This is a genomic window from Kiloniella antarctica (genome assembly GCF_042682825.1).
Classification (GTDB): domain Bacteria; phylum Pseudomonadota; class Alphaproteobacteria; order Kiloniellales; family Kiloniellaceae; genus Kiloniella; species Kiloniella antarctica.
Genome location: NZ_JBHUII010000004.1, coordinates 61181 through 84043, shown reverse-complemented (window position 1 = coordinate 84043; position 22863 = coordinate 61181). Strand labels below are relative to the sequence as shown.

21 protein-coding genes are annotated in these 22863 nt (G+C 47.5%); 13 read left to right on the top strand and 8 right to left on the bottom strand.

What is annotated here, in order from left to right; all coding sequences use genetic code 11:
• From ACFSKO_RS07330 to ACFSKO_RS07295, 8 genes are all read left to right on the top strand, one after another.
• Window positions 1–1347 carry a uracil-xanthine permease family protein gene (locus ACFSKO_RS07330; protein ID WP_380250000.1) on the top strand — a complete coding sequence of 449 codons (1347 nt, stop codon included), beginning with the start codon at window positions 1–3 and terminating at the stop codon, window positions 1345–1347.
• Between the two features lie 22 nt (window positions 1348–1369).
• Window positions 1370–2722: an 8-oxoguanine deaminase gene (locus ACFSKO_RS07325; RefSeq protein ID WP_380249998.1), complete on the top strand. Its 1353-nt coding sequence runs from the start codon at window positions 1370–1372 to the stop codon at window positions 2720–2722.
• A gap of 113 nt (window positions 2723–2835) precedes the next feature.
• Entirely contained in the window at window positions 2836–4014 is a 1179-nt protein-coding gene (locus ACFSKO_RS07320; protein ID WP_380249996.1) for a urate hydroxylase PuuD, read from the top strand.
• A 26-nt stretch (window positions 4015–4040) separates the two neighbouring features.
• The gene (uraD, locus tag ACFSKO_RS07315; protein ID WP_380249994.1) at window positions 4041–4556 is read left to right on the top strand and encodes a 2-oxo-4-hydroxy-4-carboxy-5-ureidoimidazoline decarboxylase; all 516 of its coding nucleotides are present in this window, start codon (window positions 4041–4043) and stop codon (window positions 4554–4556) included.
• A complete protein-coding gene (gene puuE, locus ACFSKO_RS07310) occupies window positions 4553–5473 on the top strand; it encodes an allantoinase PuuE (RefSeq protein WP_380249992.1) in 921 nt (306 codons plus the stop codon). Before uraD ends, puuE begins: the two co-directional genes overlap by 4 nt.
• Before the next feature lie 47 nt (window positions 5474–5520).
• Window positions 5521–6039, top strand: coding sequence for an ureidoglycolate lyase (locus ACFSKO_RS07305; RefSeq protein ID WP_380249990.1), 519 nt, complete (start codon window positions 5521–5523; stop codon window positions 6037–6039).
• 80 nt (window positions 6040–6119) lie between these two features.
• Entirely contained in the window at window positions 6120–8294 is a 2175-nt protein-coding gene (locus ACFSKO_RS07300; RefSeq protein ID WP_380249988.1) for a malate synthase G, read from the top strand.
• 389 nt (window positions 8295–8683) lie between these two features.
• Window positions 8684–9166, top strand: coding sequence for a hypothetical protein (locus tag ACFSKO_RS07295; protein WP_380249986.1), 483 nt, complete (start codon window positions 8684–8686; stop codon window positions 9164–9166).
• Window positions 9167–9197: 31 nt separating this feature from the next.
• Here the strand turns inward: ACFSKO_RS07295 and ACFSKO_RS07290 are convergent, their stop codons facing one another.
• The 5 genes from ACFSKO_RS07290 to dgcN form a co-directional block, all read right to left on the bottom strand.
• Window positions 9198–9545 carry a metallophosphoesterase family protein gene (locus tag ACFSKO_RS07290; protein WP_380249984.1) on the bottom strand — a complete coding sequence of 116 codons (348 nt, stop codon included), beginning with the start codon at window positions 9543–9545 and terminating at the stop codon, window positions 9198–9200.
• A gap of 31 nt (window positions 9546–9576) precedes the next feature.
• A complete protein-coding gene (gene alr, locus ACFSKO_RS07285; protein ID WP_380249982.1) occupies window positions 9577–10713 on the bottom strand; it encodes an alanine racemase in 1137 nt (378 codons plus the stop codon).
• A 135-nt stretch (window positions 10714–10848) separates the two neighbouring features.
• Window positions 10849–11697: a D-amino-acid transaminase gene (locus ACFSKO_RS07280; RefSeq protein ID WP_380249980.1), complete on the bottom strand. Its 849-nt coding sequence runs from the start codon at window positions 11695–11697 to the stop codon at window positions 10849–10851.
• 31 nt (window positions 11698–11728) lie between these two features.
• Window positions 11729–12715: an N-acetyl-D-Glu racemase DgcA gene (gene dgcA / locus ACFSKO_RS07275; protein ID WP_380249978.1), complete on the bottom strand. Its 987-nt coding sequence runs from the start codon at window positions 12713–12715 to the stop codon at window positions 11729–11731.
• The gene (gene dgcN, locus ACFSKO_RS07270) at window positions 12712–13710 is read right to left on the bottom strand and encodes an N-acetyltransferase DgcN (protein WP_380249976.1); all 999 of its coding nucleotides are present in this window, start codon (window positions 13708–13710) and stop codon (window positions 12712–12714) included. Before dgcN ends, dgcA begins: the two co-directional genes overlap by 4 nt.
• A 339-nt stretch (window positions 13711–14049) precedes the next feature.
• Here dgcN and ACFSKO_RS07265 point away from each other — a divergent pair, with 339 nt between their 5' ends.
• Window positions 14050–14505 (top strand): Lrp/AsnC family transcriptional regulator, encoded by a 456-nt coding sequence (locus tag ACFSKO_RS07265; RefSeq protein WP_380249974.1) that lies wholly within the window; start codon window positions 14050–14052, stop codon window positions 14503–14505.
• A 21-nt stretch (window positions 14506–14526) separates the two neighbouring features.
• Here the strand turns inward: ACFSKO_RS07265 and ACFSKO_RS07260 are convergent, their stop codons facing one another.
• The gene (locus tag ACFSKO_RS07260) at window positions 14527–15309 is read right to left on the bottom strand and encodes a substrate-binding periplasmic protein (RefSeq protein WP_380249972.1); all 783 of its coding nucleotides are present in this window, start codon (window positions 15307–15309) and stop codon (window positions 14527–14529) included.
• A gap of 299 nt (window positions 15310–15608) precedes the next feature.
• Here ACFSKO_RS07260 and ACFSKO_RS07255 point away from each other — a divergent pair, with 299 nt between their 5' ends.
• The 3 genes from ACFSKO_RS07255 to ACFSKO_RS07245 all read left to right on the top strand — a co-directional run bounded on the left by ACFSKO_RS07255 (window position 15609) and on the right by ACFSKO_RS07245 (window position 19328).
• Window positions 15609–16964, top strand: a complete 1356-nt coding sequence (locus tag ACFSKO_RS07255; RefSeq protein ID WP_380249970.1) for an NAD(P)-dependent oxidoreductase — start codon at window positions 15609–15611, stop codon at window positions 16962–16964.
• Window positions 16965–17012: 48 nt separating this feature from the next.
• Window positions 17013–18320 (top strand): NAD-dependent dihydropyrimidine dehydrogenase subunit PreA, encoded by a 1308-nt coding sequence (gene preA, locus ACFSKO_RS07250; RefSeq protein ID WP_380249968.1) that lies wholly within the window; start codon window positions 17013–17015, stop codon window positions 18318–18320.
• Window positions 18321–18389: 69 nt separating this feature from the next.
• A complete protein-coding gene (locus tag ACFSKO_RS07245) occupies window positions 18390–19328 on the top strand; it encodes a DMT family transporter (RefSeq protein WP_380249966.1) in 939 nt (312 codons plus the stop codon).
• Between the two features lie 15 nt (window positions 19329–19343).
• On the opposite strand, the gene ACFSKO_RS07240 is transcribed toward ACFSKO_RS07245, so the two are convergent.
• A complete protein-coding gene (locus ACFSKO_RS07240; RefSeq protein ID WP_380249964.1) occupies window positions 19344–19982 on the bottom strand; it encodes a TetR family transcriptional regulator C-terminal domain-containing protein in 639 nt (212 codons plus the stop codon).
• Between the two features lie 44 nt (window positions 19983–20026).
• Window positions 20027–20671 (bottom strand): TetR/AcrR family transcriptional regulator, encoded by a 645-nt coding sequence (locus ACFSKO_RS07235; RefSeq protein ID WP_380249962.1) that lies wholly within the window; start codon window positions 20669–20671, stop codon window positions 20027–20029.
• Between the two features lie 598 nt (window positions 20672–21269).
• Between ACFSKO_RS07235 and ACFSKO_RS07230 the strand changes: the two genes are divergently transcribed.
• Window positions 21270–22766: a CoA-acylating methylmalonate-semialdehyde dehydrogenase gene (locus ACFSKO_RS07230; RefSeq protein WP_380249960.1), complete on the top strand. Its 1497-nt coding sequence runs from the start codon at window positions 21270–21272 to the stop codon at window positions 22764–22766.
• Window positions 22767–22863: the final 97 nt, after the last annotated feature.

Below are 22863 nucleotides of genomic sequence, written 5' to 3'. Positions count from 1 at the left end.
ATGAGTAAAGTATCCCAAGCAACGGGCAACGGGGGGGCTATGGTCGACGCAGAAACCCTGAAAGATCCCAATTACTGCCCACCTTTAAAAGAAGCCATTCCGCTAGGCATACAACACGTACTTGCCATGTTTGCAGGTAATGTGACTGTTCCAATTATTATTGCGGGTGTTGCAGGCCTTTCTGGTGGAGATAAGATCTTCCTTATCCAGACCGCCATGTTTGTGGCTGGGATTGCTACCCTTATCCAGACTATCGGCTTTGGGCCAGTTGGCGCGCGTCTTCCTATCGTTCAGGGGACAAGTTTTGCCTTTATTCCGATCATGATCCCAATCGTGAAAACAGCTGGATTAGGGGCTCTCTTTGCCTCTGCTGCTATTGGGGGGGTATTCCATTTTTTCCTTGGAACTTTTATCGGCAAATTCCGGGGCATACTACCGCCATTGGTCACAGGAATTGTGGTGTTGTCCATTGGTTTGGCCTTAATCCCCATTGGCATTAAATATGCTGCTGGTGGAGCAGGGCCAGTTCCTGACTTTGGTGCCTGGCATCATCTTGGTTTGGCTTTCTTGGTTATTGTCGTCATCCTTATTGTAAAATTCATGACCAAGGGTTTCCTTTCGGCCTCTGCTATTCTTGTTGGCCTTGTCGTTGGTTATCTCGTTGCTATACCAATGGGTATGGTTGATTTTGGCCGTGTTGCTTCCGCGGGTTGGTTCGCTCTGCCATCGCTTCTTCAATATGGCTTTGAGATCAATACCGCAGCAGTTGCGGGCATGCTGCTTATGTCAGTGGTTAGTGCGATTGAAACTGTTGGTGATATCTCTGGTATTACAACAGGTGGTGCAGGGCGTGAGGCAACGGATAAAGAAATTGCAGGTGGTACAATGGCCGATGGTCTGGGGACTGCGGTTGGTGCTTTTTTCGGGGCAATGCCAAATACATCTTATAGCCAAAATGTAGGCCTTGTTGCTTTGACAGGCGTTATGAGCCGCCATGTGGTAACCTGTGGTGCTGTATTCCTTATCATTGCTGGTCTGTTCCCGAAACTTGGGGCTGTTATTTCTGTGATGCCAAACGCGGTTCTTGGCGGTGCTTCTATTATCATGTTTGGTATGATTGCGGGCGCGGGGCTCAAGCTCTTATCCATGACAGCATTGTCTCGCCGTGACATGGTTATCATTGCTGTATCTTTGGGGGTTGGTTTGGGTATACAAGCTGTTCCTGAATCAGTTAAGGCTTTCCCGGAAATGGCGCAACTCCTTCTCAAATCAGGTTTGGCGCCTGCTGCTTTCTTGGCAGTTGTGTTGAACCTGATAATACCAAAAGAAGCTCCTGAAAAAACTTAAGTTACTGGACTTAAAGAACGATATGAAAACTCTACTAATCAAAAATGCACGGGTTCTTGTCACAATGGACGAGAACCGGAGAGAGCTTAAAGAAGGCGCTCTTTATGCTGTGGATGGTGTCATCAAGGCGGTGGGATCAATAAACGATCTGCCGCAAGATGCTGATACCGTTTTGGATTTGAGGGATCATATCGTTCTTCCTGGCTTGGTGAATACTCATCACCATCTCTATCAGTCGCTTACGCGCACCTTTGCGCAAGATGAACCACTTTTTCCCTGGCTCAAGTCGCTTTACCCGGTTTGGTCGCACCTGACGCCGGAGGCAATTAAAGTCTCAGCTCAGGTGGGGATCGCCGAACTTCTGTTATCCGGCTGCACCACTACCAGTGATCACCTTTATTTGTTCCCCAATGGCAGCCGTTTGGATGATTCCATCGAAGGTGCCATGGAAATGGGTATTCGGTTCCACGCCACCCGCGGATCGATGTCCTTTGGCGAGAGCGATGGCGGTTTACCGCCCGATAGCCTCGTTGAAAAAGAAGACGACATTTTAAAAGACAGCCAACGGCTGATTGAAACCTATCACGATGCTTCCGAGGGCTCGCGCCTTCGCATCGCCTTGGCCCCGTGTTCTCCATTCTCCGTATCCCGTGATTTGATGCGGGAGTCTGCAATCCTTGCCCGTTCCATGGGCGTTGGCCTGCATACCCATTTGGCAGAAAACGTCGAAGACGTTCTTTACAGTCAGGAAAAGTTTGGTCTGACCCCCGGCCAATATGCCGAAGAACTTGGTTGGGTTGGGGATGATGTCTGGCATGCCCACTGCGTGCAGCTAAACCCGGACGAGATTTCCCTCTTTGCCCGCACCGGAACGGGGGTTGCACACTGTCCTTGTTCCAACATGCGCTTGGGGTCAGGCATTGCGCCCGTTCGGGAAATGTATGACGCGGGGGTAAAGGTCGGTCTCGGTGTTGATGGGTCAGCGTCCAACGACAGTGGACATCTGTTGGCAGAAGCGCGTCAGGCCATGTTGCTACAGCGCGTTAAACTTGGCGCGCGCGGTATGAAGATCCGTGAAGCAATTGAAATTGCGACCGTTGGCGGAGCAAAGGTTCTCAACAGATCTGACATTGGTATCTTGGCACCGGGCTATCAGGCTGACTTTGCTGCTTTTAAGCTCGATCCCTTACATCATTCAGGTGCTGAACTCGACCCTGTTGCCGGGTTAATGCTCTGCACCCCGGCCAATGCAAACTATACCGTTGTCGGTGGTGAGCTATTGGTAAGTGAGGGAAAAATTACCCGTTTGGACATGCAACCGTTGTTACAGCGGCACAGGAATATCGCAATTGACCTCGCCAACAAAGCGGTTTGATTGCTCAGACATTCGGAAAATATTTCGGGTGTAATTGAAATTACGGGTGTCATAACGCCCGACCAAAATCGCGAAAAATAAACCGCGAAATACGATCAGGAAGGATGAATTTTATGGAATCATTTGCCGTAGATTGGCTGAATTTGCTTATCCGTTGGGCACACATGATTGCGGGTGTTGGTTGGATTGGGACGTCCTTTTATTTCATCGGCCTCGACCTTTCCCTGCGCAAACGTGAAGGTCTGGACAAAGACGTTTATGGATCTTCGTGGCAGGTGCATGGCGGTGGGTTTTACAATGTTGAGAAATATCTGGTAGCCCCAAAAAAACTTCCTGATGACCTGGTCTGGTTTAAATGGGAAGCCTATCTCACTTGGGTGACGGGGTTTGCCTTGCTTGTGGTGCAATATTACTACAACGCGAATTCTTATTTGATCGACCCGGGCGTAATGGCGCTGGAGCCGTGGCAGGCAATCTCGATCTCTGTCGCCAGCCTCGTTGGCGGTTGGTTGATCTATGACGGGATTTGTCGCTCTCCTATTGGTAAAAATACCGGACTGCTGGCGATTTGTCTTTTCATCCTGATTTTGGGCGCGAGTTATATCTTTACCCACGTTTTCTCTGGTCGTGGAGCCTTGATACATGTCGGTGCTTTTGTCGGTACGATCATGGCGGTTAATGTCTTCGGGATTATTATTCCAAATCAGAAAAAGGTGGCTGCTGCACTGATGCGCGGAGAGGAACCCGATGCGCGTTATGGTCAGATTGGCAAGCAACGCTCAGTCCATAACAACTATCTGACTATCCCTGTGTTGTTGATGATGGTGAGCAATCACTATCCGATGTTAACCAATCACCCTCATAGCTGGATTTTGGTTGCTCTGATCCTGGTTATTGGTGCTTCTGTACGCCACCTCCTCAACAGGCACGAGGCGGGCGATGTGTTCAAACAATATGCCTGGACGCTTCCGCTCGCGGCTGTTGGTTTGATAGCAGCCATGATTATGACGGCGCCTGTTGCCCGCGATTATGGCGATGGTAAAGTTTCTGACACGGCTGTGTTAGGCTTGATGCAAAAGCACTGTACGAGTTGTCATGCGGCGTCACCGACAAGCGACATGGTTGATGAAGCACCACAGGGACTTGAGTTTGAAACCATTGCAGATATCAAACGCTATATGGACCGAATCAAGGCCCAGTCTGTTGACACTGATGCTATGCCACTTGGCAATGAAACGGGCATGACCGATGCGGAACGTACCACGCTTGGTGCCTGGATCGCGCAACAGTAAAGTCGAATGGTTTAAGGTACTTATTGATGACACAAAACTATTCACTCGACGCGGTAAACACCATGGACACCGCAACTTTTGCAGATGTTTTTGGTGATATCGCAGAGCATTCTCCCTGGGTGGCGGAAGGGGCGGGTCTTGTCCGTCCTTTCCCAAGCCGGGAGGTCATGATTGACGTTTTTGCGCACGTTATGCAAACGGCGGAACATGAGGCACAGCTGGCCTTAATCCGCGCCCATCCGGATTTAGCCGGGAAAGCAGCGTTATCTGGGGAGCTAACGGAAGATTCCAAAAGCGAACAAGCGGGTGTTGGCTTGGACCAACTCAGTGCTGAAGAGTTTGCCCGCTTTACGGATTTGAATAACCGTTATCTCACACGCTTTGGCTTTCCCTTTATTTTTGCGGTAAAGGGAGCCACCAAGTTTATGATCCTTGATGCTTTTGAAAAACGCCTGAATAATGATCGCGAGGTTGAGTTTCAGACTGCACTGGCACAAATTGCCAAGATTATCCGTTTCCGCTTGGAGGACCGCGTTCAATGACGAGAGACAAAAGTTATCCGCGTGATCTCATCGGATATGGGGAAAATGCACCCAAAGTTACTTGGCCCAATAAAGCCCGGGTCGCGGTACAGTTTGTCCTCAATTATGAAGAGGGCGGTGAGAACTGTACTCTCCACGGTGATCCGGCCTCAGAGACTTTTTTGTCCGAGATCATCGGTGCAGCGGCCTTTGAAAACGCCCGGCATATGTCCATGGAATCAATCTATGAATATGGCGCGCGTGCAGGGGTGTGGCGTATTCTTAAACTGTTTAAAGAGCGCGAGATCCCCATAACACTGTTTGCTGTTGCCATGGCCATGGAGCGTAATCCTGCGGTGATTGAAGCGGCCATGAAAGATGGTCATGAGATCTGTAGCCATGGATATCGCTGGATCAACTACCACGGTATGTCGCGCGCGCAAGAGCGGGAACACATGGAACTGGCCATTGAAATCCAAAAAGAGATCACAGGCACGCGCCCTCTGGGTTGGTACACCGGTCGAACCTCGGAAAATACCCGTCAGCTCGTAGCGAACGAGGGTGGTTTTGTGTATGATGCGGATGATTATTCCGATGATCTGCCGTTCTGGTCAAACCAGGTCGATAAGCCGCATCTGGTGGTGCCTTATACGCTGGATACCAACGACATGCGTTTTGCATCGGCGCAAGGCTTTAATACCGGGGATCACTTTTTTACCTATCTCAAGGATGCCTTTGATACGCTCTATGAAGAGGGTGCGGAGGCCCCCAAAATGATGTCTGTGGGCCTGCATTGCCGTCTGATTGGTCGTCCAGGGCGTTTTGCGGGGTTAAAGAAGTTTGTCGATTATATCCAGTCTCATGACAACGTCTGGTGCGCGCGCCGGATTGATATTGCCAACCACTGGATCAAAACTCATCCCTATCAAGGGGCGTAGCTGACTGTTTTTACTAGGCTGTTTGTATTTTGAAAAGTGATCTCGTGATGTCGTCTGAAATTGTTACTCTTCGCCCTGAACCACTGACCGCTAAGGCCTTCGCCGCTTTTGGTCAGGTCATTGAGGCCGATCATGAAAAGAGCTATCTGATCAATGAGGGCACGACCCGTCGTTTTCATGATCTGGCTCAGGCCGATGTGACGGACGAGGGGGGAGAGGCCATCCTCTCTATCTTCCGGGGCACGCCGAGACCCCTGCCGATTGCGATATCAATGCTGGAACGCCACCCTCTTGGCAGTCAGGCTTTTGTGCCGATGCAGCCTGCGCCCTGGTTAATAGTTGTCTCAGACGCCGAAAATCCAACCCCGGCTTCTTGTCGCGCCTTCCTTGCAACGGGCAGCCAAGGTGTACAGTACGCAAAAAATGTCTGGCACCACCCCTTACTTGTGCTTGAGCCAACACAGGACTTTCTGATTGTTGATCGCCAGAGTGCCAAAGGCAAAGCGGGGGATAATCTGGAAGAACGATGGTTTGATGGAAAAGGCGCAATTTTACAAATTCCCTAAACCCTCTTATGGTTGTAAAGTAATGGTACGGGTGACAGGTAAGCCCCAATAAAATAACAATAAAGCTGGAAAGTACAATAATGACTGATCGCATTAAGATCGGCACCCTGCGGATAGAAAAAATTCTGCATGACTTCGTCACCAACGAAGCGTTGCCAAACACCGGAATAACCGCCCAAACCTTTTGGAACGGCCTTGAAACCCTGCTTGAAGAACTCGCCTCTGAAAATAGAGTTTTGCTTGCCAAAAGAGGACAGTTGCAAGAACAACTGAACCATTGGCACAAAGCACATCCGGGTCCGATTCAAGATCACGCTGCCTACCGATCCTTCCTTGAAGAGATCGGTTATGTGGTTCCAGAGGGTGAAGATTTCACCATTGAAACGGCCAACGTAGATAGCGAAATCAGCTCTGTCGCGGGACCTCAGCTTGTGGTTCCTGTGATGAATGCGCGCTACGCCCTGAACGCTGCCAATGCGCGTTGGGGCAGTTTGTATGACGCGCTCTATGGCACCGATGCCATATCTGATCGTGGCGGGGCAAAAAAACAATCCGGCTTTAACCCTCTGCGCGGTGAAAAAGTAATTGCTTGGGCGAAATCCTTTCTGGATAAAGCTGCGCCCTTAAAAAATGGCTCCCATGGCGATGCTGTTTGTTATCAAATCAACGAGGACAAGCTCGAAGTCACACTTGATAACGGCGCACGCGCGACCCTCAAGCCGGAAGCTGAATTTTTGGGCTATCGCGGGGATTTTCAAGGCGCTTATGCGATCCTGATCCGTCACAACAATTTACATCTTGAAATCCAGATCGACCGTAAACACGCCATCGGCAAAGTCGATCAGGCTGGCGTTGCCGATGTTGTCATTGAATCAGCGCTTTCGACCATTATGGACTGCGAAGATTCCGTCGCGGCAGTGGACGCCGAAGAAAAAGTTGACGTCTATCGGAATTGGCTCGGCTTGATGAGGGGGGATCTGCAAACCGACCTCAAAAAAGGCGGCAAAACCATTACCCGCCGCCTAAAGGCAGATCGGACCTATCAAAAGTCATCCGGGGAAGAATTCACCCTGCAAGGCCGCAGTCTGATGTTGGTGCGCAACGTTGGCCATCTCATGACCAACCCGGCGATACTGGTGGGTGAAGACGCGCTCGAAATTCCCGAAGGCCTGATGGATGCCATGGTCACCGCCATGATTGCGATCCATGATCTCAAGAAAACATCCGGTCCCCGCAACTCTCGGACGGGGTCGGTCTATATCGTAAAACCGAAAATGCACGGACCGGAAGAGGTCGCCTTTGCAGATAAAATTTTCACCCGCGTAGAAGACTTGCTGGGGTTGGCACGCCATACCCTGAAAATAGGCATCATGGATGAAGAACGCCGGACCACCCTCAACCTCAAAGAGGCTATCCGCGCCGCCAAACATCGCGTGTTCTTTATCAACACAGGCTTCCTTGATCGCACCGGAGACGAAATCCACTCCGCTATGGAAGCTGGACCGATGGTTCGCAAAGGCGATATGAAAAAGGCGGCCTGGATCAAAGCCTACGAAGACTGGAATGTGGATATCGGTCTGGCATGTGGTCTCAGTGGTCGCGCCCAGATTGGCAAAGGCATGTGGGCGATGCCCGATCTTATGGCTGATATGCTGGATCAAAAGATTGGACACCCTCAAGCAGGCGCAAACACAGCCTGGGTGCCGTCACCAACCGCCGCAACCCTGCATGCCACCCACTATCACCAGACCAATGTCTTTGATCGCCAGCGCGACCTCGCCAGCCGGGAACGTGCCTCGTTCAACGATCTGATTTCAGTTCCCGTTGCCAAAGACACCAACTGGTCCCCGGATGAAGTGCAACATGAACTCGACAACAACGCCCAAGGCATTCTGGGTTACGTCGTCCGCTGGGTTGATCAAGGGGTTGGCTGCTCAAAAGTACCAGACATCAACAACGTCGGCCTCATGGAAGACCGTGCCACCTTACGCATCTCCTCCCAACACATCGCCAACTGGCTCCACCACGGCATCTGCACCGAAGTTCAAGTGCTGGAAACCATGAAACGTATGGCAGCCGTCGTTGACGGGCAAAATACAGATGATTCGGCCTATAAGCCAATGGCCGATGATTTTGACACCTCGATCGCATTTCAAGCCGCCTGTGATCTCGTGCTCAAAGGGGCTGTTCAGCCCTCGGGTTACACTGAGCCTATCCTGCATGCGAAGCGGTTGGAATTGAAGGCTACAACTTAATTATAGCTGCTTAACTTTTTATATGTATAAGTGTTTGTAGATTAGGGATGTTAAATGTACGAATCTATCACTGTTAATGCTTTTCTTTATGGCTTACCAACTATGTTCATTATACTTTTAGTTAGAGCACAGATATATAAATTAAAGCTAAAAAAATACTCCCGAATGAGAATAAGTTGTCTTTTGTGCCGTTAGGTGCGCCATTTGAGTATGACGATAATAAGGAAATATGCCGATTGAAGAGAAAGTTTAAGCTTGAAGTCATTTTTTCAATTTTAGTATGGTTTTTCCTAATTTTTATGGGTTTTATAAGGGCTTAAACGGCTTCTCCTCATAACTCCTGACCTGAGCCCTTTAAAGTCCTCAGGTCATTAGGGATTAAAAATAAAATGATATTTGGTTTAGTGAAATTTATAACATGTTATATAGTAATTTCATATCTCTTCTTATCAGTATCTAATGCAGATGGTGTTGATAAAACGGATTTACTTTCTACACAGGCCTGTATTTCTCAATATAGTAATTATGAATACACAGAAATATTTGAATGTACGGATGTTATTCTTGTTAAATGCCAAGAAAATATGAATACTACTCAGTGTACGTATCGCAATCGGGCATCATGGCTGGAAGTAATTGATGGTTCTGTGCAGGATCTTTGTATCTTGGGAAAAAATACAAATCTGTGTTCTCAATTAAGTGATAATTCTGGTTCATGGGAGCGTACAACTAAAGAATTTTGTCTTATTTTAGCGGGTACATATCCATTGGGCGCATTGAGGAATGTTGAATATGCAAGTTGTTTGCGTAATCAAACAATTGTGCGAGCACTAAATGTAGATAACATTCTCCAAATTATGAAATCTAGATAGGTCTTAAATATCAGCTAGTTGGTGCGGAAGGTTAATCCTTCAAGAAGACATGTTTTTCACTATAGACAACTTTACTAACTTCATAAGTAATAACATTTAAAAGTACTTGCTTTTCGACTTCATCGTAGTCACTCAAGAAGCTAGAAACTTTATTTTTATAAGGTGGGAAGCTTGGGGAATTGAGTGCTCCGTCGGCAATTAATTTTTCTGTAATGATTTGATAGTCATAAATTTCTTTTACAAGAGCTGAATCTTTTAGCACCATCGACAATATATCAAAAAGCATACTTTTTGTTAAAACGATATCTCTTTCTTCTTCTTCACCGAGTTTATCTCGAACGGACACTCGAATTTGATAAATGATGTCATTATCTGTCATTTAATATTCCAGTTTTACCCATCATTTTTAGTCACACATACTTCCGAACAGTTCGATCACTTACCCTTGTAAAGAGCTCATAAGCTGAGGTTCCTGCCATGGCGGCGGCGTTTTCGACGAGGCTGTTGGGGCCGAATATCTCTACCATGTCGCCTTTGTTATAAGCATCGGATGGAACGTCGGTGAGGTCGATGGTGATCATGTCCATGGAGACACGACCGAGCATTGGGGTACTAAAACCGTTGAGGGATACCTTGTGGCCTTCTTTGGTTTCATGTCTGAAGAACGCCCGCATCACACCGTCTGCATAGCCACAGAGAATAACCCCGATTTCTGTATCTGTGCCTAGTTCAGTTGCGCCATATCCCACGGCGCTTCCGGCTTTGAGATGTTTGATCTGTGCTAGAGGTGCTCTGAAAGTGGCGACGGTTTTCAGGCGCGAGTGGTTATTCTCATAATAATGCGGGTCGTGACCATAGAGGCCGATGCCCGGTCGCACGAGGTCAAAGTGATACTCTGTGCCGAGTAAAATACCGCCCGTATTGGCAAGGCTTGCGGGCGCATCCGGGAATTCAGCGCGAATAGTTTTAAACGCTTCGAGTTGCTCCGGGTTGTGTCGGGATTGTTGCTCATCCCCGCTTGATAGGTGGCTCATCACCAGCTTGATATCGAGCTGACCACGTTTTTCCTTATCTGACAGCAAGGTTTCCATGTTGCGCGCAGAAAGCCCGAGGCGATTGATCCCGGTCTCAAAGTGCAAGGCTGCGGGGGCAGGAGAGCTGTGGGCTGCAATCCAGAGTTCAATGCCTTCAATATCATAAAGGCAGGGGACAAGATTGTGCGCTTTTAATAGGTCGCAATCCAGAACCAGATAGGGCGAAAGGACAAATATTTTTGCTTGGGGCAGAAAGAATCTGAGCTCAACACCTTCACTCGCCAACGCGACAAAGAAGGTTTTACAGCCTTCTTCCCACAATGCCTGCGCGACGCGGTTTTTACCCATGCCATAAGCATTGGCTTTTACCACACCTGAACACTCACACGAATTTAGGGCACCAGAAGTCAGAGCTTTTAGGATCTTGTAGTTATCAACGACCGCACCAAGGTCGACGATAAGCTCGGGGCTGGTGCCTTTGAGGTGAGTGTTGCTGGATCGTGTGTTTGTCATCTAAGGCCCTGTTCTGGGTCGTTTTTGGTTTATCTGGAAACAATAGGCTGCCTTTCGGGACCCCCAGATTGGGACAAGGCAGCCTATCACATCATGTTATCGCATGTTTAGAAGTTTGCGGCTTAACTCTAGAGTTTAACTCTCAAGGGCCTGTTCAATGTAGAGTTGGCGCAAGCGTTTGGCCAGAGGGCCGGGTTTGCCATCACCAATGGCTTTGCCATCAAGCGAAATCACTGGTGTAACAAACGTTGTGGCCGAAGTTACGAAAGCTTCCGCGGCATCGGCGGCTTCGTCCAGCGTAAAGGCGCGTTCTTCGACTTCCATGTCTGCTTCGTTGGCAAGTTCCAACACCGCGCGGCGGGTGATGCCGTGCAGGATTTCGTTGCCAAGATTGCGGGTCACGATGGTGCCTGCTTTGGTAATGATATAAGCGTTGTTAGAGCTGCCTTCTGTGACGTAACCATCTTCATAGAGCCAGGCATCATCCACACCCGCAACCACAGCGGCTTGTTTGGCAAGCACGGGCGCCAACAGGCCAACGGTTTTAATGTCGCGGCGACCCCAACGGATGTCTTCGACGGAAATAACTGATATACCCTTTTCCGCAGCCGGGCTGTTGAGCAGGTTCTTTTCCTGTGTGAACATCACAAGTGTTGGTGTGGTGTTTTTTGGGAAGGCAAAGTCCCGATCCGCAGCGCCACGGGTGATTTGCAGATAAAGACCACCTTCGTTGAGGCCGTTGCGTTTGATCAACTCGTTTTGGATCTCAACGATTTCAGACGGGCTTGCAGGGCTTTCCATCTGAAGTTCGTTTAATGAACGTTTCAAACGGACAAGATGTGCTTCGTTGTCAATCAGGCGACCTTCGAGGACGGTCGAGACTTCATAGACACCATCGGCGAAAAGAAAGCCGCGATCAAACACGGATACCTTGGCGTCTTCTTCTGGAAGATACGACCCGTTTACATAAACTATTCTGCTCATTCTTTTAAATTCCTTTTGACCCTATAGGGTCTTAACCCCATAACGCCTTTTCGGGAGGGGAAATTTCGACACCCGTGAAAATCAGACCGGGTTGGCAATCTTCTGACAACAATAACGGCGCGTCGAGATCAACCAGCTGGCTACCTTGAGCAACCACCATGGCGGGAGCCATGGCAAGGGATGATCCAAGCATGCAGCCCGTCATGATTTCAAAGCCAAGGGCTTCGGCTTCTTTTTTCATAGCAAGGGCTTCGGTCAAACCGCCAGTTTTGTCGAGCTTGATATTGATCATGTCATATTTGCCAACCAGTGCGGGCAGTGATTTGCGGTCATGACAGGACTCATCCGCACAGATTGTAATCGGACGATCGAGGTCTTTGAGGATATCATCATCACCAGCCGGGAAGGGCTGTTCGATCATTTCTACACCGAGCTTTTGAAGCTCAGGAATAAGAGTTTCATAGATCTCTTTACTCCATGCTTCGTTTGCATCAACAACAATACGCGCGGTTGGATGGCCCTTGCGTACCGCAGCAACGCGTTCAAGGTCGCCGGCGCCACCAAGTTTGAGCTTGAGAACAGGTTTGTCCTGATTGTCTCGAGCGTCTTGTTCCATTTTCTCTGGTGTGGCGAGAGAAAGCGTATAGACGGTTGTCGCCGAAGCCATGTCTATACCCGCAATGTCCCACGCCCGTTTGCCCGATTTTTTGGCTTCGAGATCCCAAAGAGCGGCATCAACAGCAAAGCGTCCTGCGCCCGCTGGCATGGCGTCTTGTAGCTCAGTGCGTGTCATACCTGCTTCGAGTGCAGGCATGATTTCAGTAATTTGCGCTGTGACAGATGCTATGGACTCATCATATCGTGGGTAAGGCACACATTCGCCCTGGGCGCGGATGCCGTCTTCTTCGATATAGACGTTCAGCACAACGGCCTCGGTCTTTGACCCGCGAGAGATCGTGAAAGATCCCCTGATTGGCCAAGCTGTAGACGAAATCGTGACAGATCTTTTTGTACTCATGAGAGGTTATCCACGATTGGTCCGACACCAGTGCGAACTGGGTCAACAGTTGGCAGACCGAACTCTTCTTGAGTTTTGGCAAGGTAAGCGGTTGCTTCAGCGTCACTTAATTTTGAAGTGTTAATCGCGATACCAACGAATTTAACGTTTTTATTGGTCAGTTTTGCCGCTGCGAGGTTGGCATCCATGCATTCTTGGATAGAAGGCACACCAAAATCTGGTAGGCCGCGCATGTGTGTTCGTGTTGGTTCGTGGCAAAGTATCAATGCGTCTGCTTGTGATCCGTGGATCAGACCAAGGGAAACACCTGCGAATGACGCGTGGAACAAGGAACCTTGACCTTCAATAATATCCCAGTGATCTTCTGAATTGGCAGGAGAATGCGTTTCGATAGAGCCAGAAATAAAATCAGCCGCAACCGCATCAACAGATACACCGTTGCCTGTAATGAGAATACCTGTTTGGCCTGTCGCGCGGAAATCAGCGTCGACACCACGGATACGGAGTTCTTTTTCAATTGCAAGCGTCGTGTACATTTTACCACATGAGCAGTCAGTTCCAACGGCAAGCAAACGTTTACCTGAACGTTTAGAACCTGCCGCGACAGGATACGCGCGAGAAGGATGACGTACATCGTGGATTTCACGACCCAAACGTTTAGCCGCTTCTGCCAGCTCTGGAACGTCTGCGAGTTTGTTGTGTAGGCCCGCTGCGAGGTCAAGACCTGCTTCCATGGCTTCAACAAGAGCAGCCACCCATGCCGCATCAATCACGCCACCACGATTAGCGACACCAACAACCATGCTTTTTGCACCGTTCGCGACAGCTTCGGTAGGTGTCATGTCCGTGAGGCCAAGATCTGCGTTACAGCCGTCGAGGCGTAGTTGCCCGACACAATTTTCCGGACGCCAGTCACGAATACCTTGGGCCACTTTGGCGGCAAGGGGATCGGCGGCATTGCCGAGAAAGAGGAGGTAAGGTGTTTTAATACTCATAGTGTTTACTCCCATGCTGCACGGTGGAACCAGTGCAAGTTTTTGTTCTTCAGGCCCTCGGTTTCCCTGTGGGCAGTTAGCGGAAGCTCTCTTTGATACGGGGGGCATTTAAGGCCCCTCGATCAGCCCAGATCTAAGTTCCGGGTGTTATGGCCGGGGGCTTATGGACAGAAAGAATAGACTTCTTTTTTAAACGTTCAACAGTTGGATAGTGTTGGTGCCTCAATTTTGGGGAATTATGTCAAATAATTGCTCGAAAAGGTTCCGAAAGTTTGTTATTAAAATATCTTTGTTTGGAAAAATATCCTTAAATACTAACAAATAGCAGGATTTAATCCTATGGATAAGATTGACGTGAAGATTCTTACGGCTTTACAGGAAGATTGTAGAATGCCGATTTCAACCTTGGCAGATCTGGTCGGGTTATCGACTTCTGCATGTCATCGACGGGTTAAAATACTGGAAAGTGGTGGACAAATTTCTGGATATGTAGCTCAACTCGACCCCAAGGCCCTGGGCTATACAATTGAAATTTTTATGGAAATCACCCTGACATCGCAAAGTGAAGAGGCTTTTGATAAGTTTGAAACTGCGGTTAAGGGGACACCTGAGATTTCAGAATGTCACTTTATGGCGGGGCAGGCGGATTATCTGTTACGTATCGTGGCCAAAAACGTTGCTGATTACGAGCAAATTCACCGATCAGCTCTCTCTCGGTTACCGGGTGTTGCTCATATGCAATCGAATTTTACGTTGAGAACGGTTCGACCCTGGCGGGGTTATCCTGTTAGTTAAGTCAAATTATTGAAAAAGTAGTTATTTATATTTTGCATGAATTTTTTTGATGGTGCCGTCTTCGTGCATATCAAATATTATTTCTGATATTTTACTGGCTAATGTTACGTGTTTTGATTTTCTCGACGTCGCAAAATGGATTGATACTTCTTCCTTGGGGCTGAATGGCGCTTTTTCCAATTTGTCTTTATATCCCATTGTCTTGATTTCATAAGAGGCATTGGGATCTGTACCGACATAAGTATCAATCCGACCGGAATATAACATCCGTAATAGTCGATGCTCTTTATCAACATCGACTTTGGGAATTTTTTGGTCGGTGTTGAAGGGCTCAAAATAATGTGACTTGGAAACATATCCAACCCGCATTTTGTAGAGATCTTCATAAGTGACCAACCGTGATGTTTCGCCTTTTCTAACATAGAAAACCACTGCGACGGTAGAATACGGTGTATCGGTGTAGGCCATATATTTTTCGCGTTCAGGATTGCGGGCGATACCTGCGAGTAAATCAAGTTGCCCGCTTTTCATTTCCTGCAAACAGCGTTTAAAGGGGCAAACTCGATAATCAAACTCTATGCCCAATCGTTTTGAGAGTTCCTGACTGACATCGTAATCAATACCCGCAAGCTTAGCTTGCTCAGCCAAGGCGTAAGGAGGCCAGTGGGAAATGCCATAGCGAACTTTATCAGCAGCTATCGATACAGAAGAGATGATAATAAGGCCGAAGATGGCCAGAAAGAAAGCGTCCAGAAATTGGCTTATGATATAGGTTCTATAATGGTTGTACTGCTTTGTGGGCATAATTAGCGCTCTTTCCATTGGCAGCGAGCGTATGCAGTTTAGCAAAAAAATATTAACCATCAAATAACAACACTTCATGTGTGATTTTCGCCCTTTAACCCTATATAAATTCACAATGTTGGTAATATGGTTATGAAAAAAATTTATCAAATGATAAAAAAAATTGACTATCATTCGATTTTCAACTTAGAATTATACCAAACAGGGATAGATACCACCCCGATAGAGGGCGGATCTAACGTCAATTAAGTACAGAAGTACAACGCTAAGTACGAAGTACATAGTCAGGGAGAATATGGATGACTACGAACGCCGGTAGTAGGCCGGATATCCAGTACAACCGTCTTGCAGATGAAGATTACAGCAAGAATTTTGGAGATATCCATCCGCCTTTAAACACACACGAAGCCTTTGTCGAGGCTGATAGATGTTATTTCTGTTATGACGCGCCGTGCATGGTGGCTTGTCCGACTTCCATTGATATTCCGATGTTTATTCGTCAAATTTCAGCTGATAATCCGAAAGGATCAGCTAAGACAATTTTTGAAGAGAATATTCTTGGGGGCATGTGTGCACGTGTTTGTCCTACGGAAACGTTGTGTGAACAAGCTTGTGTGCGCCAAGAAGCCGAAGGTAAGCCTGTAAAAATTGGATTATTACAGCGCTATGCAACAGACCATCTTCTTGAGGCGGGCGATAAAGTATTCGAACGTGCTGCGCTCACTGGAAAACGGATTGCGGTAGTGGGAGCGGGCCCTGCTGGCCTCTCCTGCGCACACCGTTTGGCAATGCACGGTCATGATGTCGTTATCTATGATGCGCGTGAAAAAGCGGGCGGCTTGAATGAATACGGTATTGCAGCGTACAAATCGGTTGATAACTTTGCCCAGCGTGAAGTTGAATTCCTGCTTTCTATCGGCGGGATTTCTATTGAAAATGGTAAGTGTCTTGGAGAACAAATTTCTCTCGCGGATCTCCGTCAAAATTTTGACGCAGTGTTCCTTGGTATGGGACTGGCCGGCATTAACTCTTTGCGCGTTGAAGGCGAAGATCTTGATGGTGTTGTTGATGCTGTATCCTATATCTCTGATCTACGGCAAAGCAGGGATCTTTCCAAGCTGTCTGTTGGACGTAAAGTCGCGGTTATTGGCGGCGGAATGACGGCAGTGGATGCCGCAGTACAATCCAAGTTACTTGGCGCTGAAGAGGTCACGATCCTCTATCGTCGTGGTCAAGAGCAAATGAATGCAAGTGAATACGAGCAAGAGTTGGCACAAACCAAAGGTGTTACAATTCGTCATTGGGTAAAACCAAACAAGCTCATCGGCGAAAATGGTAAAGTTGTTGCCATAGAATGCGAGTACACCGAAACCAAGGATGGTTCTTTGGTTGGTACAGGCGAAACTTTTACCCTTGCAGCTGACATGGTGTTTAAAGCCATCGGGCAGAATTTTGTCGCAGCTCCTCTTAATGGGTCTGCAGAAGCAATTCAACTTGAAAGCGGTCGAATTCAGGTAGATGAAAATCGGCGCACAAGCCTGGGGGATGTCTGGGCCGGGGGAGATTGTATCCTAGGTGGTGAAGACCTCACAGTCGCCGCAGTCGAAGACGGGAAGGTTGCTGCCGAAGCAATCAACCAAGTCTTGAGCGCTTAAAATTTAAGCACTTCTTCTCGACATCTTCTGACTTCAAGGAATTTAAAAATGGCTGATATTAGTTGCAATTTTCTCGGTATTAAATCACCAAACCCCTATTGGCTCGCATCAGCGCCGCCAACAGACAAAGAATACAACGTCGTCCGGGCTTACGAAGCGGGATGGGGCGGTGTTGTCTGGAAAACTCTGGGCGAAGGAGATCCGGTTGTAAACGTAAATGGTCCTCGTTATGGCGCAATTCATGGCCCTGATCGTCGCTTGCTTGGTCTCAATAATATCGAACTGATCACAGATCGCTCTTTAGAGACCAACCTCGAAGAAATCACACGGGTTAAAAAGAACTGGCCCGATCGTGCGCTCATCGTATCTCTCATGGTGCCGTGCGAAGAGCAAAGCTGGATCGATATTCTCAAGCGTGTTGAAGAAACCGGATGTGACGGTGTGGAGCTAAACTTTGGTTGTCCGCATGGTATGTCCGAACGTGGTATGGGTGCCGCCGTTGGCCAAGTACCGGAATACGTTGAGATGGTGACACGGTGGTGTAAGACCCATTCAGATTTGCCTGTTATCGTGAAACTGACCCCGAATATTTCAGATGTGCGCCAGTCTGCACGGGCTGCACATCGCGGCGGTGCGGATGCGGTATCTTTGATCAACACGATTAATTCTATCGTTTCTGTGGATCTTGATGCCATGGCGCCAAACCCAACCGTTGATGGTAAGGGAACGCATGGGGGATATTGTGGGCCTGCGGTTAAGCCGATTGCTCTGAGCATGGTGTCTGAAATCGCCCGCGACCCTGAAACACAAGGCCTTCCTATCTCTGGAATTGGTGGTGTTACCACCTGGAGGGATGCCGCTGAATTTATGGTCTTGGGATCAGGCTCCGTTCAGGTTTGTACAGCAGCGATGACTTACGGCTTTAAAATCATTGAAGAGCTTAATGCTGGTTTGTCCAACTGGATGGATGAAAAGGGCTATAAAACGCTCGATGATTTTGTCGGTCAAGCTGTGCCAAATGTAACCGACTGGCAATATCTCAACCTTAATTACATCGCCAAAGCAAAAATTGATCAGGATGCCTGTATCAAATGTGGTCGCTGTCATATTGCTTGCGAAGACACGTCACATCAGGCAATTACCGCAATCGTTGATGGCGCTCGTAAATTTGAGGTGATTGATGAAGAGTGCGTTGGCTGTAACCTCTGTGTCAGTGTTTGTCCGATTGAAAATTGCATCACCATGGAACAAATGACAGAAGGCACAGATCCGCGGACTGGCACGCCAATTGATCCAAATTATGCAAATTGGACCACCCACCCGAATAACCCCAGCTCCGTAAAGGCGGCTGAGTAAATTTAGATGGACATTTAGGACTGACCCGCTAGTCTTTCCCGAAATAATCAATGTTTCAAGGAAGATAGCGTGTCAGTCAGTTCAAACGCTGAAACTCATAAACAAAGCTCTACGGGCCAAGAGGAAAATAAAGCACATGGCGCAATGCTGCTTTTCATCTTCTTTGTCAGTACGTCCTTTCCTGTCGGATCAGCCATTACGCATGCGCTCGATCCCACCGCGCTAACCTTCCTTCGTTTTCTTATCGCCTCTGGTGCCTTTGGTGTTTTGCTTGTGATCAAAAAGCAATGGGCATGGCCGCGACCTTTGTTGTGCTTCAAATATTTTTGGCTTGCGGCACTTCTTGTCGTCTTTTTTATCACTATGTTCGAAGGCTTGCGATTGGGAAGTTCAGTTAGTCTTGGTGCCGTCTTTACTTTGATCCCTTTGATGACGGCAGTGATTGCATTTTTCCTGATTGGGCAACGCACAACTCTACGGCTTTGGATTGGGCTCTTAATAGCAGCGCTTGGTGCTGTCTGGGTGGTTTTCGATGGTGATGTTGATAAAATACTAAGCTTCTCTTTGGGGCGGGGAGAATTGATCTTTCTTGTTGGCTGTTTTACCTACAGCGCTTATTCACCTTTTGTCCGTAAATACCATCAGGGCGAAAACCTTTTGGTTTTGACATTCTGGACCTTGGTTGCAGGCGCTATTATTCTGGGGATTTATGGTTGGAATGATATCGCCACCAGTCCATGGCTGAATGTAGAGCCTTATGTTTATGGGGCAATCGTCTATTTGGCGATTTGCAACACGGCAATTTCTTTTTTACTACTTAAATTCGCCAGCTTTAAACTCCCCGCGGCCAAGGTTATGGCCTACACTTTCCTGACGCCAGCAATCGTCCTTGGCATTGAAAGTGTGATATCGGGACAGTTGCCGGAACTAACCATTTTAGCGGGTGCCGGAACAACCGCACTTGCAATGGTGTTCTTACAAAGAAGTTTGGGAAAGCCTAAGGCATAAGCTGGCGGGTGTAAATCAGTGCCTCGGTTTTAGACCTTCGAAGAAGATTGTGCTGATGGTCTTGCCAGCTTTTTCGTAGTAGTCGGGTTGATCGACCTCATCGCCAAGAATCGCACGCATCTGGATTTTGAAATCTGCGTAGTGCTGGGTTGAGGCCCATATCATGAAGATCAGGTGGTAGGGATCAACATCTGTTAGTTTTCCGTCATCAATCCACTTTTGAATTACGCCGGCTTTTTCATCGACGAGGTTTTTGAGTGAACCTTGGAGGACATGCTCTATCATTGGTGCGCCGTGGAGGATTTCGTTGGCAAAAAGTCTGGAAGCCGTAGGATCATTCTCTGACATTTGTAATTTGAGGCTGGCGTACTTACCAATTTCCTCAATGGGGTTACCATCTGGGTTTAGTTCGGTGAGAGGCGTGAGCCAAGTTTCCAGTGTTCGTTCTAGAACAGAGATGTATATGTCTTCTTTACGGCGGAAATAATAGAGCAGGTTCGGTTTAGACATTTCTGCTTTTTGGGCAATCTGGTCTATTGTTGTGCCTCTAAAGCCAAAAGTGGCGAATATATCCAAGGCAGCTTCAAAGATTTTAGCTTCATTAAGGGCCTGGATGCGTGTCCGCTTTTTTGTCTGACCAGCTCTTGGGTTCATAGCTCTAATTTCTTTTCTTTATTTTGTTGTCGCTTAAATTCTTGTTATTTACGGGCTCCGATACCCGTAAGAATAATCTCTATAGCATTGTCTTTTGCGGTTTGATACTGCGCATCACTTAATGGCGTGCCGCCATTGAGCGTTTCTATCTGGTGATTGAAATCTGCGTAGTGTTGGGTTGTGGACCAGATCATATAAAGCAGATATTGGGGGTCGACAGGGTTGATTTTACCCTGATCTATCCACCTTTGGATGATGGCAACCCGTGATTCTGTCCAGTCTTTGAGGGTGGTTTCCAGATAGTCCTGAATAACTGGGGCTCGGCGAATAATCTCGTTGGCCCAAACCTTGGAACCCATGGGGTTTTCCCGTGAAATATCCATTTTCTTTTCGATATATCGGGTTAGGGCATCAATGGGATCGTCGCAGTCGTCGAAAGAGTCCGCAGCTTGGAGCCAGATGTTGAATATATTATCGACGACCTGTCGATAGAGCGCCTGTTTGGTTGGAAAATAATAGTGTAGATTTGCCTTGGGAATGTTTGCTTGTTCGGCAATCATGCTTGTTGTCGCGCCACGAAATCCATATTCCGCAAAAACACTTTCGGCAGCCTTAAGAATTATCGTTTCATTTTCCTGCCTTATTTTTGCTTTGGCAGTTGTTTTTATTGCTCTTTCCGGCTTAGTCATTCATGCTTCCTGCCGTGGTTCCATCTGCAGTTATATCGGTGGTTTTATCTACGGTTTTATCTGTGTTTTTGTTTGGCGCTTTTGTAGTTGACCAGATGGTCAGGATTTAGTAGCGTTAATTTGACCAAATGGTCAGGAATTAGGGAAAAATACCCTAAAATATTGACCATAAAGTAAATAAAACAATAAGGCAGGTTAACTAACTGCCAATATAAAAACAAGGCCGGGGAATTACACGCCGGATGAACAGGGAGTTTTGGTACATGCATAAAGTAGGTGGTAGCAACTGAGTAAATTAACTTTATCAAGGTATGAAACTCGGACTTTGTATTAATTGATAAAACTTAAGTAATTAACAGATGAAATCTGTCGTTACGTCTGCTTCCTGATTTATGCTACTGTAACAGATATTGTTATTGTGCTGAACAGTACCTTTTTCATTCCTCATTGTAGCTCACGGCTTTATACTAAGGCTGTTTTCTTTGTGCTGCAGGCTCAAAGAATTTTTTAAAAACATCTGAAGACCTTACCCAAAGGTTTTCTGACCATTTATGGACCTTTCGCAGGTCATACATGGTAAAATAAAAGAGTGATGAATATGGAACGGATCAGTAATGCAGTTGCGGGCGAAAGACGTCTTTCTTCAAGCTCTCGTAGTTCGCAGGTGTTTAATCCTGCCACTGGCGAGCAGATTGCAGAGCTTCCTCTTTCTACGGTAGATGAAGTCAATGAAGCCGTTGCTTCAGCCAAGGCAGCTGCCAAAGAGTGGGGACAAATGCCTCCTCTTAAACGGTCACGCTATATGTTCAAATTCAAAGAGCTTTTGGATGCAAACATTAATGATATTGCCCGGGAAATCAGCCGGGAACACGGCAAGACCCATGACGATGCCTTGGGCGAAATTGCGCGTGGGATAGAAGTTGTAGAATTTGCCTGTGGTATTCCTCATCTTTTAAAAGGTGAGTTCAGCCGTAACGTTGGACCGCAAGTCGATACTTATTCTGATCGTCAAGCTTTGGGTGTAGTCGCAGGTATTACACCTTTTAACTTCCCTGCTATGGTGCCTTTGTGGATGTATCCAATTGCTATTGCTGCTGGAAACACCTTTGTTTTAAAACCATCCGAGCGTGATCCATCAGCACCAATGCTGATTTGGGATTTATTCAAAAAAGCAGGTTTCCCTGATGGCGTTTTAAATGTTGTTCATGGCGATAAAGAAGCTGTTGATACACTCCTGGACCACCCGGATGTAAAAGCAATTTCCTTTGTTGGATCAACCCCGATTGCGGAATATGTTTATTCACGCGGTACAGCCAAAGGTAAACGAGTTCAAGCACTTGGCGGTGCTAAAAATCACATGATCGTAATGCCTGATGCAGACATGAACAAAGTGGCTGATGCGCTTATGGGGGCTGGTTATGGTTCCGCTGGTGAACGCTGTATGGCAATTTCAATGGCTGTCCCTGTCGGTGAAGAAACCGCCGATCGCCTTGTCGAAACTTTAAAGCCACGGGTGGAAAGCTTGCGGATTGGTCCAAGTACCGATTCTGATGCTGATATGGGGCCTGTTATTACCAAAGCCCATCAGGAAAAAGTCATGGGCTATATCGATAGCGGTGTGGCCCAAGGGGCCGAGCTTGTTGTTGATGGTCGTAATTTCAACCTGCAAGGTTATGAAAACGGTTACTTTGTTGGCGGAACACTGTTTGACCGTGTCACATCTGATATGACCATTTACAAAGAAGAAATTTTTGGACCTGTGTTGTCTGTATTACGTGCCAAGGATTATGACGAAGCCGTCGACCTGATCAACAAACACGAATATGGTAATGGCACCGCAATCTTTACCCGTGATGGGGATGCAGCACGTTCGTTTGCCAATGATATTGAAGTTGGTATGGTCGGGGTCAATGTTCCGATCCCAGTGCCGGTTGCCTATCATTCATTTGGCGGTTGGAAACGGTCGCTGTTTGGGGATCACTCAATCTACGGCCCAGAAGGTATTCGCTTTTATACACGCCTTAAAACGGTCACGACGCGCTGGCCAGAGGGCATAAAAGACGGTGCCGTCTTTAACTTCCAGAACTTGGAATAAAATATGAAGGTCGTGATTGCCGAGCGGTGATCACGGCCTTTTCGCTATTACGATAATATTTACAATTAAAAACAAAAATAATTCGAAGAATTTTCAG